The sequence below is a fragment of the Bombilactobacillus sp. ESL1094 genome (assembly GCF_058107425.1).
On the sequence record NZ_JBYLUM010000001.1, the window covers coordinates 627,387 to 643,364 of the forward strand.

Annotated in this window: 14 protein-coding genes; 1 reads left to right on the plus strand and 13 read right to left on the minus strand. The window is 38.8% G+C overall.

Annotated features, from left to right (window positions below):
• Positions 1-15 precede the first annotated feature (15 nt).
• The 3 genes from metG to AC3B5S_RS03350 form a co-directional block, all read right to left on the minus strand.
• Positions 16-2,025 carry a methionine--tRNA ligase gene (gene metG, locus AC3B5S_RS03340; RefSeq protein ID WP_489790062.1) on the minus strand — a complete coding sequence of 670 codons (2,010 nt, stop codon included), beginning with the start codon at positions 2,023-2,025 and terminating at the stop codon, positions 16-18.
• A gap of 443 nt (positions 2,026-2,468) precedes the next feature.
• A complete protein-coding gene (locus AC3B5S_RS03345) occupies positions 2,469-3,164 on the minus strand; it encodes an NAD-dependent protein deacylase (RefSeq protein ID WP_489790063.1) in 696 nt (231 codons plus the stop codon).
• A gap of 12 nt (positions 3,165-3,176) precedes the next feature.
• The gene (locus AC3B5S_RS03350; RefSeq protein WP_489790064.1) at positions 3,177-4,112 is read right to left on the minus strand and encodes a hypothetical protein; all 936 of its coding nucleotides are present in this window, start codon (positions 4,110-4,112) and stop codon (positions 3,177-3,179) included.
• A gap of 120 nt (positions 4,113-4,232) precedes the next feature.
• Here AC3B5S_RS03350 and AC3B5S_RS03355 point away from each other — a divergent pair, with 120 nt between their 5' ends.
• The gene (locus tag AC3B5S_RS03355; RefSeq protein ID WP_489757091.1) at positions 4,233-4,745 is read left to right on the plus strand and encodes a YbhB/YbcL family Raf kinase inhibitor-like protein; all 513 of its coding nucleotides are present in this window, start codon (positions 4,233-4,235) and stop codon (positions 4,743-4,745) included.
• 111 nt (positions 4,746-4,856) lie between these two features.
• Here the strand turns inward: AC3B5S_RS03355 and AC3B5S_RS03360 are convergent, their stop codons facing one another.
• The 10 genes from AC3B5S_RS03360 to trpS all read right to left on the minus strand — a co-directional run bounded on the left by AC3B5S_RS03360 (position 4,857) and on the right by trpS (position 15,672).
• Positions 4,857-5,759 (minus strand): Ppx/GppA phosphatase family protein, encoded by a 903-nt coding sequence (locus AC3B5S_RS03360; RefSeq protein WP_489790065.1) that lies wholly within the window; start codon positions 5,757-5,759, stop codon positions 4,857-4,859.
• Between the two features lie 124 nt (positions 5,760-5,883).
• Complete coding sequence (locus AC3B5S_RS03365; RefSeq protein ID WP_489757089.1) at positions 5,884-6,771, minus strand: DNA/RNA non-specific endonuclease; 888 nt, start codon at positions 6,769-6,771, stop codon at positions 5,884-5,886.
• Between the two features lie 765 nt (positions 6,772-7,536).
• Positions 7,537-7,701, minus strand: a complete 165-nt coding sequence (locus tag AC3B5S_RS03370; RefSeq protein ID WP_489757088.1) for a hypothetical protein — start codon at positions 7,699-7,701, stop codon at positions 7,537-7,539.
• 180 nt (positions 7,702-7,881) lie between these two features.
• A complete protein-coding gene (locus tag AC3B5S_RS03375; RefSeq protein ID WP_489757087.1) occupies positions 7,882-9,366 on the minus strand; it encodes a CAP domain-containing protein in 1,485 nt (494 codons plus the stop codon).
• Position 9,367: 1 nt separating this feature from the next.
• On the minus strand, positions 9,368-9,796 hold the full coding sequence (locus tag AC3B5S_RS03380; protein ID WP_489757086.1) for a hypothetical protein: 429 nt from the start codon (positions 9,794-9,796) through the stop codon (positions 9,368-9,370).
• A 455-nt stretch (positions 9,797-10,251) separates the two neighbouring features.
• Complete coding sequence (locus AC3B5S_RS03385) at positions 10,252-11,571, minus strand: PTS sugar transporter subunit IIC (protein ID WP_489757085.1); 1,320 nt, start codon at positions 11,569-11,571, stop codon at positions 10,252-10,254.
• A 23-nt stretch (positions 11,572-11,594) separates the two neighbouring features.
• On the minus strand, positions 11,595-12,119 hold the full coding sequence (locus tag AC3B5S_RS03390) for a GrdB-related putative oxidoreductase (protein ID WP_489757702.1): 525 nt from the start codon (positions 12,117-12,119) through the stop codon (positions 11,595-11,597).
• A gap of 16 nt (positions 12,120-12,135) precedes the next feature.
• A complete protein-coding gene (locus AC3B5S_RS03395; protein WP_489790066.1) occupies positions 12,136-13,092 on the minus strand; it encodes a glycosylasparaginase in 957 nt (318 codons plus the stop codon).
• A gap of 15 nt (positions 13,093-13,107) precedes the next feature.
• On the minus strand, positions 13,108-14,418 hold the full coding sequence (locus AC3B5S_RS03400; RefSeq protein ID WP_489790067.1) for a Sapep family Mn(2+)-dependent dipeptidase: 1,311 nt from the start codon (positions 14,416-14,418) through the stop codon (positions 13,108-13,110).
• Between the two features lie 237 nt (positions 14,419-14,655).
• The gene (trpS, locus tag AC3B5S_RS03405) at positions 14,656-15,672 is read right to left on the minus strand and encodes a tryptophan--tRNA ligase (RefSeq protein WP_489757082.1); all 1,017 of its coding nucleotides are present in this window, start codon (positions 15,670-15,672) and stop codon (positions 14,656-14,658) included.
• Positions 15,673-15,978 lie beyond the last annotated feature (306 nt).

Here is a 15,978-nt window from a genome sequence, read left to right on the forward strand (position 1 = left end):
ATTATAACCTCATTATTATTCAACACTGGAACCATTAACTAAGTTAGCTGGAACTGTTACTAACTGTACCTGTCCAGCATGTTCAGCAGAAAGTAGCATGCCTTGGCTCAGTTCTCCACGCATTTTCCGTGGTTTCAAGTTAGTAATTGCTAAAACCTTTTGATGGACTAATTGTTGTGGTTCTGGATAAAATTCGGCAATTCCTGAAATAATTTGCCGTGTTTGACCACTGCCATCATCTAATTGAAATTGGAGTAAGCGATCAGCACCCTTAACTTTTTGGACAGCCAAAATTTCCACTACTTGGACTTGAATTTTGTTAAAATCATCAATTTGAATCTCGGATTTAGTTTGGGCTTGTTTCTTCTTAGCGGCAGCAGATTTAGTCACTTTCAACGTCCCACTAGCTTGCGCTTTTTGTTGTTCTTGACGCATTGTATCTTTGATATAAGCAACTTCTTCATCATAATCTAACCGTGGAAAAATTGGGGTTGGTTTAGCCACTACTTGACTCTTCGGCAAATGGCCAAATTCAATCTCATTATCCTGTTTCCAATTAAAGCCCAGTTGTGCAAAGATTTTTTGGGGCGCATGGGTCATTACGGGACTGATTAAAATGGCAATAATCCGTAAAGCTTCAGCTAAATGCGCCATCACATTGTCTAAAGTCGCTTTTTGCGCAGGATCTTTGGCTAAAACCCAAGGCTGGGTTTGATCAATGTACTTATTAGTCCGCGAAATCAAAGTCCAGGTAATATCTAAGGCCGTCGAAAATTCAAATTGATCCATGGCTTGATTATAATCGGCAATAGTTTTAGCTACTACTTGCTCTAAATCTTGATCAACGGCAGTTTGCCCCAGCACTAAATCGGGAATTTGTCCCGCACAATATTTATTAATCATTGACACAGTACGATTTAATAAATTACCTAAATCGTTAGCCAAATCATAATTAATGCGGTGTACAAAGTCTTCGGGTGTGAACACTCCATCACTACCAAACGGAATGGCGCGCATTAAATAATACCGCAAAGCATCTAAACCATAGCGTTCCACTAACATTTCTGGATAGACGACATTGCCACGAGACTTAGACATCTTGCCATCTTTCATTAATAACCAACCATGACCAAAAACTTGTTTAGGTAATGGTAAGTCCAAAGCCATCAAAATAATTGGCCAATAAATGGTATGAAAACGAACGATTTCTTTACCGACAAAATGCACATCAGCTGGCCAGTAGCGATCAAATAAAGTTTGATCAGCCGTACCGTAGCCTAAAGCTGTAATATAGTTTAAGAGCGCGTCAATCCAGACATAAACCACATGCTTAGGGTCGCTCGGGATCGGTACACCCCAATGAAAACTCGTCCGGGAAATAGCCAAATCTTCTAGCCCGGGCTTAATGAAGTTATTAATCATTTCATTTTTACGGCTATCCGGTTGGATAAAGTCCGGATGATCCTCATAATACTGCAATAAACGATCAGCATACTTACTCATCTTAAAGAAATATGACGGTTCTTTGACTAACTGGACTTCATGACCACTCGGTGCTTTACCACCAATAACTTGACCCTTTTCATCACGATAGACCTCGGCTAACTGTGATTCAGTAAAATACTCTTCATCATCGACGGAATACCAGCCAATGTATTCACCTAAGTAGACATCGCCACTGTCAATTAATTTTTGAACAATTTGTTGGACTGCAGCCACGTGTTGCTGATCAGTAGTCCGAATAAATTTGTCGTTGGAAATCTCGAGTAATTGCCATAATTTTTTAATACCTACCGCCATTTCGTCCACGTAAGCTTGCGGCTGCATGTGCTTAGCTTCAGCTTTTTGCTCAATCTTGAGCCCATGTTCGTCGGTGCCAGTTAGAAAGAACACGTCAAAGCCCTGGGAACGTTTATAACGTGCTAAGGTATCCGCGGCAACAGTCGTGTAAGAATTGCCAATCGTTAACTTCCCTGATGGATAATAAATTGGTGTTGTAATATAAAATGTTGGTCGTTGTGCCATTGATCTGCCCCATTTCTTCTAAATGATTACTAAATTGCTTAAATAATTAACATGATTATCTGGATTTAAAAAACGACTGTGAACGTAACGCTCAAACATTGAGATTGACAGATAACTATCCTTTATTGAGAACAAAACGAGCATTAAATCCGTAGTACATTTCAAAAGTTCACCATTGTACTTTCCAGCATTTACTCTGCAAAACCCATTTGACCTTTAAAATGTACTCTGGTTAATACTCTCCTGCTCAACAGTTTGATTCTAATCTTCATGTGGACGTCATTATTGCTTCCAGTCTCACTCAAATTGGCGATCTAGTCTTTGCTTTAAAGATGACGATTTTATTTAAGCTAAACAGTCGCTTTTATAGTGCTTCCACAATCAGAAGCTTGTCCCAACTTCTTTATTATACCTTATCAAAATGCGGAAAACTTGCGCGCTTCTTAATTTAATTGTGCAAAAATTTGCTGAGCATCTGCGGTAATCATAATTCCATCAGCCCCCACGTCAAGTGGTGTCTTATTAACAGCAACCAATTGTGCTTGAGGCTTGCGATATTGAATTAATCCCGCAAACGGATAAACTTGAAAACTTGTACCCACCACAATTAAAACATCAGCTTGTTGAACAGCCAAAACTGCTTGTTGAACAGCCATTTGGGCAATTGGTTCGCCATATAAGACAATATCCGGGCGAATCACTCCGCCACAATTTTGATGATGGTAGTCTATTAAATAATCATGCCAGTCAACTTTTTGACCACACTTTAAACAAGTTGTTTGGTATAAGGTTCCGTGAAACTGCACTAATTCGTGATTATCCGCCTTTAAATCTAAATCATCAATATTTTGTGTGACAACCTTGCCCTTTTGATTCGCAATTACTGCCATTTTTTGATGAATGACATTGGGCTTAGCTTGTGGAAAGTACAAACTTTGTTTGACAAATTGCCAAAAATCAGCGGGATGATTCATCAGATAATCGTGACTTAGTAATTCTTCCGGACGCTTGTGACCGGAACCAGAATACAAGCCATTTTTCGACCGATAATCTGGAATTCCCGACGCTGTCGAAACGCCGGCTCCCGTTAAAAACGTAACATAATGAGCTTGATCAATAATTGTTTGTAAATCCTGCATCATATAACCTCCTTAACGCAAATGATAGGCCAAATGCTTTAGCTGAAGAAAAGTTTGTAAAGGTTGTTGATAAACTTGGAGATAAGTTTCAGGCAGCAAGGCTTGACCACTAAAGTCTTTGACAGTACCACAATTTTGTAAATCACGTTGATCAACTAATAACACTGCGGGCTTTTTCGTTTGTAAATCCAAAAAATCGACCCGCTTAAATTGAAAAATTTGCCCCACATTGAGCCGTAATTGCCGCGCACTTAGTAACGGCTCAAAAGTAACAAAATCGCTAAAGGGCAAAGCTTGATAGCCTTGCGCTTGTAAAATAGTATTAAACTCTTGCAAGATGGCGATCTCATTGCGCCGCAAGCCCAGCATCGTAGTTTTAAAATGTTGACTAGCTACTTGCCAAAGTTGTTGCGCCTTTTGATAAGCTTGCGGTAACTGATCCGCATAGGAAGCTAGTTCCTCAGCTAAACCAAAAACCAAACCATCCAGTAACTGTAAAGTTTGATAGATGGGATCACTGATATGCTGCAAATGTTGCTGGATTCCTTTAACAAAAGCAGCTTTTACTGCCGGTGTAATCTCGCCAGCCGCTAGTTGTTGTTTAGTTAAAGCCACATGCTCTACGGCACCAATTAAAGTTCGCGCCGTTAATTGTAATTGGCGATCAAACTCCGGCTCGGTAGTTGTAACTAAAAAATCAACCTGGGGCGCAATGGTCATTTCTAACAAAACGTGCCGCAATTCATGTGCTAAAGTAAAATTTAGATTTTGAGAATGCGCTAGAATAATTTCTAAATTCCCCTGCTGATCCATGCGGTGACCTGATTGATCAAAAGCTAACCAAGCTTCATGGCGTTGACTCAAACGCAACTTGATATTACTTTTAGTTTGAGCTTGGACTTGCTGATATAAAGTTTGTACTGCCGGTTCAAATTCTGTAATTTGCATCATTGTTCTCTTCAATCATCTTAGACTTAGTGATTTAGTTGCTTTCTGCCTTAAAATTGCTACAATTTAAGCAAGAATAATTGTACTTATTATAACATTGTTGCAAAGGAAGTCTTACGCATGAAAATCAGTGTGCCCTTAGTCCAGGGACTATTACCTAAAAAGTATGGCAAATTTGCCCCACTGGATGAATTAATGAATGGTTCGAATCCGATTAAATCTTTTCCAATTACCATTCAAGATGTACCTACGCTTACCAAATCTTTAGCATTAACGTTCCTAGATCCCGATTCTATTCCAGTATGTGGTTTTGAATGGATTCATTGGAGTGCTGCGAACATTGACCCCCGTGTCACCCAAATTCCTGAAGATGCGAGTCAGCATCCGTTACCACAAATGATTCAAGGCAAAAATTCCTCCGCAGGTTCGCTTTTAGGAGAGACTAACCCCCAGCTCAATCAAACTTATCATGGTCCGACTCCGCCTAGTGGAATTCACCAATACGAATTACGCGTTTATGCGCTAGATCAAGTGTTACCACTCGACAATGGCTTTTGGCTCAACGAGTTATTACACGCTATGGCTGGTCACGTCTTAGCACACCAAAAACTGATTCTGCCATACCGCGGTTAATTTCTGGCGCAAGCACTAGCATTATGTAACTGACCAGAGGACAAGACCAAAATAATTTTTCAAACGTTTTTTGATAATATTTTCTACCCTAGAAGTCTGCCAAAAGCTATTTTAACTTTTCGGCGACTTCTTTTTTTGTTGTAAAAAGTCCACCAGAATTCCATCACGCAAAGCATACGAACAAAAATTGATTTGTTGAATATTAAATTTTTGAATAATCGCTTTTAAGGGCATTAACCCCACCGGCATAAAAGGCGCCCGCGCAAATTCCATATTAGTTAGTGCTGAATTAGCTGCTAAATTATTATGTTGAATCCGCTTAATCCAGCGTAGAATAACACTCGCTGGCTGCCACTGATTGGCCGGTAGTTGCATGACTTCAAACAAGGCGCGGTGAACGCCACCAATAACCACTAATTGTTGTAGCTGTGCACTATGACATTTTTGTAAACACGGATCTAGCAAAGTTTGCAGTTGTTGTTGTTGCAGCACCGTCAAACAATCCGGTTGTCCTAAACGATCGTATAGTTTAACGGCGCCGTAAGGCCAACTATGTGCTTGAACTAGCTGATGCTTTAATACTGTTCCTAATTCAAAACTGCCGCCCCCCATATCTAAGAATAGAAAGTTAGGCTCATCAACAGCTTTTTGAATGGCTAAAGAATCAAAATATGCTTCTTGATAACCGCTTAACACTTGAATATCGATCTGAGCTTGCTGTTTGACAGCCTGCAAAAAGGCAGCTTGATTCTTGGCTTGCCGAATGGCTTCGGTCGCCGTCGCAATGATTTTTGTAATATGATTTTGATCTAAGATTTGACGAAATTGTTTTAATGTTGCCACCCCCGCTTTAAAATTGGCATCATTAATACAACCATCATTCGTCATCTCTTTGGCCAGTTGCACAAATTCTCGATAACGTTGAATTTCTTGAGATACTTGTTGATTTTTAATTTGATAAATCGCCATCCGAATCGAATTAGAACCAATATCAATCAGTGCTAGTTTTAACATAAAATCCTCCTCAATAATATTAGAATACACAATTTTTTACGGAATTACGACCATTAAAATTATTTTATTAAAAAAACAATCTCACACTTTCGTCTAAGATTGTTTTAATTAGGATTTTGTTAACTTACTGCGTATTGGCTTGACCAGTTGTATAGTTAATAGCTGCACCAGCCTGGGTATTAAACGTCCAAACATTAATCGTCAAAGCGTTGGGATCTTTGATCGCTTGTGCCTGAACTTGCACTCCACGTGGCACTAATTCATTACCAACATATTCTGGAATAGCTTTATAAAAGACAACTTCGTCTTGATGATTATATAAGAAATTGCGGACTTTGGTTTCCGCATAAGCCATGCCTCCGGGATCATTATTATTATTCGTTCCTACATTCTGAGCCCGTGTTCCCAGAACAATATTATCACTATCCATCGAACCGCCTAATGACCACGCTAATAAATGACTTTTATTATAAATATAGCCACGATAACCTGATAGCTGCACAATTCGATTATTGGAACGTGTCCCCGACCAACGCTGTTGTTGTTCATCATAATGACCGTCAGCATATTCACCCGATATTTTAGCAGTTGGACTAAACGATGGGCGTTGCATTACTCGTGAGGAATGTTTGACCACATCTTTATACCGAACAAAACTGCTAACCTCACGTGTCCGACCCAACGAATCAAAACCGCGATAATTAGTTTCTTGTTGATCATTACCGGCCTGCAAATACTGCAAACGTTCTTGTTGCATCCGCGTAATTTGTTTTTTAGTATTCACCGAAAAATTAGGTTGATTGTTTAATAAGATCGCATAATTTTGGGGATATTTATGAATATTAAATTGTAAGTTCACTAAATTATCATGATTAACAACCTTAATATCTTGGGCAGATTGGCCCGCATTATTGGGTGTTCGACCTTTGCCAAAAATCACCACCGCTACAATAATGATGACAATCAGCCAAAAACTTAAATTAGAACCTCTGCTTTTACTTTTTTTTCGCATAACTTTTCCTTCAAAAATCTTTTCAGTATTGCTTAAGCATACCATGATTCTAAAGTAAACTACGCATTTTTTAATTAAAAAATTTGAGTACTAACTGCATCACATAAAAATTCGAGCTTTTACTTTAGTGCTGAAAATAGTTAAACAACAATTTCTGACTTTGAAAACAGCGTAAACAATGCGAATATTCCTTGTAGTCTAGGAGCAGTCTTCTTAATCTTTATTAAGATTAAATCTCTTGAGTTTAAAATTTCGGACACAAAAAGAGGCTGGTTCTTTTTGTCCCAGCCTCTTATTTAAAATATTAATTAAAAATCTTTGCAAAGCTAAAAAAACCATCTGAAAAATTGCTAAGGCAAAATCATGAAGAAACTAATTAGTTCAAACAAGTTAACCATGAATCCACCTTTCAAAACTTTTCTGGTTGCGTTTCAAAAAGTCGTCTGACCGTAAAACATTTAACCCCAACTAATTTAAGCAATCTTTTATTTCACCAACTGCTTTAAAACAGTCTGTTCCACTAATAGCTAAAAACCATAACAATTTTCCCAACCAATCATATAATAAATTTTGTTCTTCAGGGCACAAAAAAAGCCTTCTAGATATTCCAGAAGGCCTAAGGCTCAAAGATCACTTTCAAAACTGGTAATCACTCCAGCTAATTTAAAAAGTAAACTCATAACCTCATCTCTACCAGTAGTTATTATAACACAGCTAACTAGTGTGATAAAATTAAAGCTGATCATTAATAAGAACCAATCACTCTTAAGTAATGATTAGGAGGTGAACCATAGCCTTGTCTCTATCAATTTCTTTACCTTTTGGAATCTTCATACTTGCTTGTATAGCAGTATACAATATTACCAAAAGAAAATGAGCCAAAAGTCCTCGGAAATCAAGGACTTTTTTCAATGGCACGTAATTTTTCATAAAAATCTCTCCTCTTCTTTAAAATTTTGAAACACTAATAAACCGACATAGGCACCACCTCCTTAATCTGTACCACGAATAAATCTCTCAAACACGCTCTTTGTTTTTTATTTTGGGCACAAAAAAAGCTCAACACTAGTTGTGTCAAGCCTTTGAGCTTTCTAATTTTTTTACATTAAATTATTCATCTGATCGAGGAGCTCCAATTTCAATTACTGTATAAATTTTATCATGTAAACCGGGTTTGTCAGAATATCTAATAGAAACCCCAATTTCTTTTGCTTGTGGTGACATATAATCATCAGAATATCCGGGAGCAGTTTCATATAGTAACGTTAAAGCTTTAGCTACTTTATCAGGCGTGTTCAATTGTGTTAAATCAGAATAACTATCAGACAACAAGAAATTCAATTCACGAGCATAACTCCAATTATATCCGACTTCACTAAACACAGAGAAGATACCAGATCCATCTGGACGTGAACCAGTAGTAGTATTCTCATTTTCAGTTGGATCATTATATTGTTCAGTAGTTCTAATCGTAGCTGCTTGCGTTAACTTAGAGTTGATTGTTAATGCTGGTAATCCTTGAGCAGCACGTTTTGCGTTGAAAGAATCTACAACAGCTTGTTGATAAGCAGCAGCTGATTCATGAGGAGCAATATTAGTAGTCATATCATCAGCTGGTGATGTTGAATGATGACTAGAACCATTGCTGGAAGAACTGGAGCTACCTGTATTAGAAGAACTATTACTGTTACTGCTATTTGATGAACTGCCAGTATTGGCTGCTGCTCCACCGTTAGTTGATGAACTTCCAGTATTAGAAGCTACTGGTGTAAAGTTGGTTGAGCAGTCGTTGGCGTTTAGCCACTCATTATCTCCAATTTCAAAGAAGAGGCCACCGTTCATTTCGAATGTTCTTAACACGCGCCAATCTGAGTTGGCTGGAACACTGGAACTGGTAGATACTCCATTGTGATCATAAATCTTAGCACCATTACTTCTGATTACCCGAGCTACGTTGTAACTGTAGCCGGTTGGTTTGTTACTGCTATTGGAGCTAGAGCTAGAACTTGGAGCAGTAACAGTGGTTGCTGGCTTACCATTCAAACCAAAGTTTGGCACATCTTTGATGTTATTAGGTGTTACATTCAAGGTCATATCATCATCACGAACATACATATTAGGTGCTACTTGATAGAATAAGCGTCCTTGAGAGTTGCGAACAACTTTGCCAACTGTCCATTGTGATTGATAAGCTAAGTTAACACCATCATCGTAAGTGTTGTTGCCTTGGTTGTCGTAAATAGATGTGATTGTACTATTGATTGTGCCAATTAGCTTTTGATTCAACTTACCTGTAGCTGGATCAAAGTTAGCCTTCACATCATTAGCGGCTACCCATTCATCACCGGCTACTTGATAGTAGTAAGTACCATTAACTTGTTTAGTTTTACCAACCCGCCAATCGGACTTATTCATGATAACCCGTGGAATTGACTGCATGTTATTGTCATACAATTGAGCATATGGATCTTTCTTTACGGTAACAACCTTATAGCTATAGTCTTTAGCTTGAACTTGTTGTTGATTCGTTGTTACTAACGAAATAAGTAATCCCCCAGCAATTAATAACCCACTCAAAACTTTTGATTTTTTCATTTTAGTAACCCTCCACTTTAAAATCTACTTTGCCATGGATATGCTTGCCTTTAATTACACGGTGCACTTTATAACTGTAACCTGTCGGCTTTTTACCTGAAGTGTTACCGCGTGAACTATTAACTTTACCATTTTTATCAAAGTTGGGTTTCACATCGCTACTATTAACCCATTCATCATCGGCTACTTGATAGTAGTAAGTACCGTCAACTTGCTTAGTTTTACCAACGCGCCAATCAGACTTATCATTAATGGCCTGGGGAATGGCCTCCATATCATTGTCATACAGTTGCGCATATGGAGCTTTCTTTACGGTAATAACTTTATAGCTATAATTTTTAGCTTGGACATTCTGTTGATTCGTTGTTCCTAACGCAATCAATAAGCTCCCAGCTAAAAATGCCCCACTCAAAACCTTTGTCTTCTTCATTTTCGGTCGCCCCCTCAAATTAAAAACCTACCCTGCTTTAAATACCGTTTTAGCGGATTTACTCAAACGACAAACAGTTCATTCAATATAATCTATCTTTGATTTAAGTAATCTCTGAATTAACTCAACATCAACAAGACTATTCAAACTCTAACTAATATATTATTCTCCTTTAAAGTAATCTCATTATAACGGTGTAATAGTTAATCGTGAAGAGAAAATATTTAAATAAATTAAATATTAATGAAAAATTGTCAATTTGGGGCTGCGACATCTAACGGCCAAATAGCCTCCGACTTAAGAAATCTATAATCTTTTTTATTAGACAAAAAGTGGTGGATAAATAATTGCAACGAATTATTTATCCACCACTCAGCTTTAAATTTTTTCCAAGCGATCGGCACCACATAGCGTACTGGTTGAATACTTAGCAGCTGAAAATTGATAATCTGAGATTAAACTTCACTAAAATCAATATCTACACTATCCGTTGCTTGTGCGGACTTTTCTTCTGCCAAGTACTGCTTATCTAGCATTTTAATAAACGGATAATAGATTAAAATTCCTAAAATGATTTCAACAATTTGTAAAACTGAGCCTTTCCAACTACCGGTTGCTAACCAGCCAGAAATAATTGGTGGCGTCGTCCAAGGTAACTGCACGCCATTGGTTCGTGGTACCCAACCAGCCATAAACACTAGTCCAGAAATCAAGGTATTTAATGTCGGCACAACAATAAAGGGAATCGAAATAATTGGATTCAAAACAACTGGCAAACCAAAGATTATCGGTTCATTAATTCCAAAAATCCCCGGGACAATCGCTAATTTAGCTAATTCTTTAATGCGTTTAGACCGACAGATAAACAACATAATAACTAATAAAGACAAGGTACTGCCCCCGCCACCATAAGTCGTAAAGATATCAATAAATGGTTGCGTAAAAATGTGCGGTAATGCGGCATGATTTTTAAATGCTGTTAAATTATCCTGTGTTAAAACGAAAAAGATGGGTTGCCAAACCGAGTTAGTGATCGTTGGCCCATTAATCCCAAAGCACCATAGTAAGCTCGCCAAAAAGTTATATAACAAAACCGACGGTAACGAATTGCCAACATGTTTTAATGGTAACTGCAACAATGTATAAATAAAGTTATAAGCTGTATTAAAACTGGTCAAACTAAAAATGATATGCACCAAAAAGAACAGCAAAATGACTAACGCACTCGGTACTAAAGCATCGAATGATTGGCCCACAGCTGGTGGCACACCGTCAGGCATTTTAATTCGCCAACCACGTTTAACAGCAAAACGATAAACTTCTACACTAATTAACGCAATAAAAATTCCTAGGAAGACACCGTTTGGTCCCAAATACATCGTTTGCACGGCACTAACCATTGTCTTACCCGTCTTCACCGTTGTAGGCGTCAAAATTAGAAAAGAAATAATGGCAATGACACTCGAATGAATGGCTTGTAAACCGCGATTTTTACCGTAAGCATAAGCGATCCCCATGCATGATAAAATGCCTGTGAAATTAAAGACCGAATTGGAAACTGCGGAAAACCAATCGTCCCATTTGGAACCTAAAATATGCGTCCAAAATTCACTCCAACCGGGAATTGGAAAGTTACCAATTAACAGAAAAATTGAAGTAACAATAATCAATGGCATGATAATTAAGAATCCATCACGTAAAGATCTCAGCACCACATTGTTGCCTAATTTAGTCGCAATGGGCATTAAAACTTTTTCCATCTTGTTGTTGTGCATTACTGATCCCCCTCATCAATTAGTTAATAACAATACTCAGCTTTAAAACTGGTTAAATCACCTTGATCAACTAGAATATTTCCACCTTTAACTAAATCACTAACGGCTTGATCCACACCTCCGCCGCCTTTTTTCGGCATTTTAACTAAAGTGAGTTCTTCGTGATACTGATTAATTAATGCGGTATTTTTTTCTTGCGCTAATGCCACAATCGGCGCAATTTGCGTATTTTTTTGAAGATAGGCGCTTAATTCACAGGCCATTTGCGAAAACTCAGGGTAATCATAGGTTGGTCCTAAAATAATCAAGTTAGCGGCCATTTTTTCTGCCATCTTGGCAAATTTACTTTGAACTACACTGGCATGAGCACGATAGTAGTCTGTACCACAGTAAAAAGTTCCTAATAATGTCCCCGACTGGGCCTTTAATTCCTGTTCAATCGCTGCCGCGCTCCCCATAGCTAAGCGTTTGCCACCATATGGCGTATCAGCTTTTTCTTTGCCGCCTAAACCGGCTTGAATTTGATCCAAAATAATAATTGCTTTAATCATTTCTACCCCTCAACTAATCAATTGGCTTTTTGATGCGTTGCTCATATTCGTCTAACCACTGCTGACTAACCGGTTGAATCTTGGTTGTATCAGCTTTCGCTGGATAAGCAATCAAAATTTGGGGTTGACTATGTTCAGTTGCCACACTAAAAGTAAACTCGACATTCGTAGCTACTCCCCATTGGCCTTGAGGATTCATGGCAATCAAGGAAAATTCACCCGCTTGACCATATCTCTGTTTTAAATCTCTGATAAACGGATAAACTGCTTGATCACAGGCTTGTTGTGGTGTCAAACCGGCGGCCATTCGCCGCACAATTTCGTAAGACAAACAACCTTTCATAATATCTTCACCTAAACCGGTAGCCGCTGCGGCCCCGATTTGACTATCAGCGTAAAAGCCAGAACCGGACAACGGCGAATCACCCACACGACCCGGTTGTTTCATAAATAAACCCGACGTGGAGGTCCCGACCGCCAGCGCTTGCGTTTGATCTAAAGCAATGGCGCCTACAGTATCGTGACCATCGTATGGATTTAAGGATTGTTGTTGCAATTCTAATTTTTTATTTTCCCAAATTTTTTTAGCGCGAGCTGTCAACATGTTAGTCGTTTCAAAACCGTGCAGCTTGGCGTATTGCGTTGCGCCGGTGCCTACTAAAAAACTATTGTAGTGATTCTGACTTAAAGCTTTGGCCACACTAATGGGATGCTTAACATCCTCAATCCCAGCCACGGCGCCTTGTGCTAACGTAGTGCCATCCATAAAGGCGGCATCCATTTGTACAACGCCACAAGCGTTCGGTAACCCACCGTATCCAACAGATTTATAATATTGATAGCCTTCTACTTCCTTGATCAAAGCTTCAACAGCATCACCAGCAGATTCATCTTCAGCCAAAAGTTTACTAGCTGTAACTAAGCCTTCATATGACATGCGCCACGTGGCAATTGTTCCCCATTTTGTCATTGATTGTTTCCTTTCTTACCGTGTCATGGTATAAATTGCTTGCGTATAGATCTCCATAATGGTTAACAGATCCGTTAGTTTCATCCATTCATCTTGTTTATGCGCAATTCCTTTTTGGCCTGGAAATGACGGGCCAAAGGCAACAATGTTGGGCATCACACGGGCATAAGTTGCCCCCGTTGTCGTTACCGGCGTAGCATCCAAGTTCGTCACTTGTTGATAAATTTGGGATAATTGTTGAATTCTCGCATCGTTCGGATCATGATAAACGCTCGGCAAACTGCGAATGATTGTTAATTGACTCCCAGAAAATAATGCTTGCTTCATGCCAGCAGTTACTTGTTGCTCGGTAAATGAAACTGGGTAGCGAATTGCGACTTTTAACACCAAATTATGGTGGTCTTTTTGTAAACTGTATGGCGTTTGAATTAACTTACCACTCGCTTCATCGTGTAACGCTAAATTGAGTCCTTCACCATAGTGTTGCTCATGAAAGCTCCGTTCTAACCAGTGAAAGTATTGGGCTAAATGCCCTGTTACTAATTGTTGTTCATTAAGCAATTTTGCTAAATAAGTAATCGCATTTTGCCCCATTTCCGGCGCATTAGTTGGTGACCTTTGTCCTTTAACAGCATAGGTTTGCCCATTGATTTGTACTTGTAATTGATCCGGAACATGATCACTGGCTTGATCACCACTAATTTGCGAAAAGTTGGCTAATTCAGCGCCCGCAAATGGTGTCGTGATTTGATAATTAACAATCCCGCGTTCACCATAGACTACTGGAAATTTACAATCCGGGGTAAACCCAAAAGTCGGCGGTGCCTCTTGCTGTAAATATAGTGCAATATCTTGACTGCCACTTTCTTCGTCAGAACCAAAAATCAAGCGAATAGTGTGGTGCGGTTTCACACCCAAATCTTTAAGAATTTTCATACCATATAAACATGTAAAGCTGGGCCCTTTATTATCCAAAATACCGCGGCCATACAGCATTTGCTGCACTTGCGTGACAGCAAAGGGTTCACTTGACCAATCATTGCCCGCAGCTACGACATCTAAATGGCCCACAATGGCTTGATAATTTTGATTATCCAAGCCCCACTGGACATAAGCCATTGCGTTATTAACCACCTTAGCTGTAAAGCCATATTGCTGAGCTAGTTGAACTATCTCTTGTAACACTTGCCGTGGTCCCAGACCAAATGGCGCCTGCGGTTGAGCTTGCGACTTCACACTCGGAATTTGCATCAATTTTTGCAAGTCAGTTAAAAAATCAGTTTGTTGCTGGTAAATTCTCTGGTGCACTTGACTTGGTGAAAACATGACATCCTCCTTCAACCAGGATTTTCAGATTAGTAATTAATAATTAAAGCCAATCTCATGCCTATGGCTTTAAAAATAAGATTGGTCTAATCCATTAATTATTTTTCTTTGAGCTTAATATTAATCTTCTCCGAAAGCATTTACAAGATATTTTTTTAAATATATCGTGTCCTAAAATGAGATTGGTAATTGCGAATACAAAAAAAGCGGTGCTGAAAGCCCCACTTTTTCTCAAACTTAATTAAAATAATTGACCCCAATGGCTTGCCGCACTTCTTGCAAAGTTTGTTGGGCAACTTCATTGGCCTTTTGACTACCAGTTTGTAAAATCTGATAAACCGCACCTAAATCTTGCGCATATTCAGCTCGACGCTTCCGAATTGGTGTTAAAACTTCATTTAAAACTTCTTCCAAATACCGTTTAACTTTCACATCACCCAAACCACCATGTTGGTATTGCTCTTTTAGGGACGCAATTTTTTCAGTATCTTGACCAAATAAATCTAAATATTGAAAGACAATATTTCCAGCAATTTTCCCCGGATCTTCTACATGAATATGATCTGGGTCTGTGTACATACGCATTACTTTTTTATGCAAATCTTCTTCAGAATCCGACAAATAAATGGCGTTATTCAATGATTTACTCATTTTGGCATTGCCGTCTATTCCGGGTAAACGTCCCTGACCCTTAGGCGGAAACAAGCCTTGTGGCTCCACCAAAACTGCAGCTTGATAAGTTGAGTTGAAGGTCCGCACAATTTCTCTAGTTTGCTCTAACATCGGTTCTTGATCATCGCCAACTGGAACGGTATCTGCTTTGAAGGCGGTAATATCGGCAGCTTGACTAACTGGATAAGCCAAAAAGCCCGCCGGAACACTTTCACCAAATCCTTTTTGTTGAATCTCGGTTTTGACAGTCGGATTACGTTTTAGTCGGGCGACAGAAACTAAATCTAAATAATACATGGTTAATTCATTCAATGCGGGAATCTGTGATTGTACAAAAATAGTAGATTTACTAGGATCAATTCCCACTGCCAAATAATCCAACGCTACTTCAATCAAACTGTTTCGAATTTTTTCCGGATTACGCGCATTATCAGTTAAAGCCTGCATATCAGCAATCATTATAAAGCTTTGGTACTGACCACTGTTTTGCAAACGCACCCGATTTTTCAAGGAACCTAAATAATGCCCAATGTGTAATTTGCCGGTTGGCCGATCTGCTGTTAGAATTGTATGTCCTGTCATAATAATTTCTCCTTATTAAATAATATACTGCGACCAGTAGCGCTTAGAAGCTGAGTATAGCCTAAATAAAGGACTTAAGTTTTGGTTTTTAAACTTGAGAACTTTAGCTTAACTAGACGCAACCTTCTGCTGCTGGGAGCGCTAATTAAGATACTGCGACAAAAACCGGTTAAAAGTTGAGGATTAACCTAACCTAAAAGCTTAAGTCGGTCTTTGACTTGAGTTTTTAGGTGTAGTTAAACGCAAACTTTTGGTTTTTGAAGCGCTAATTAACACACTGCGACAAGTGCCGCTTAAAAGCCGCGG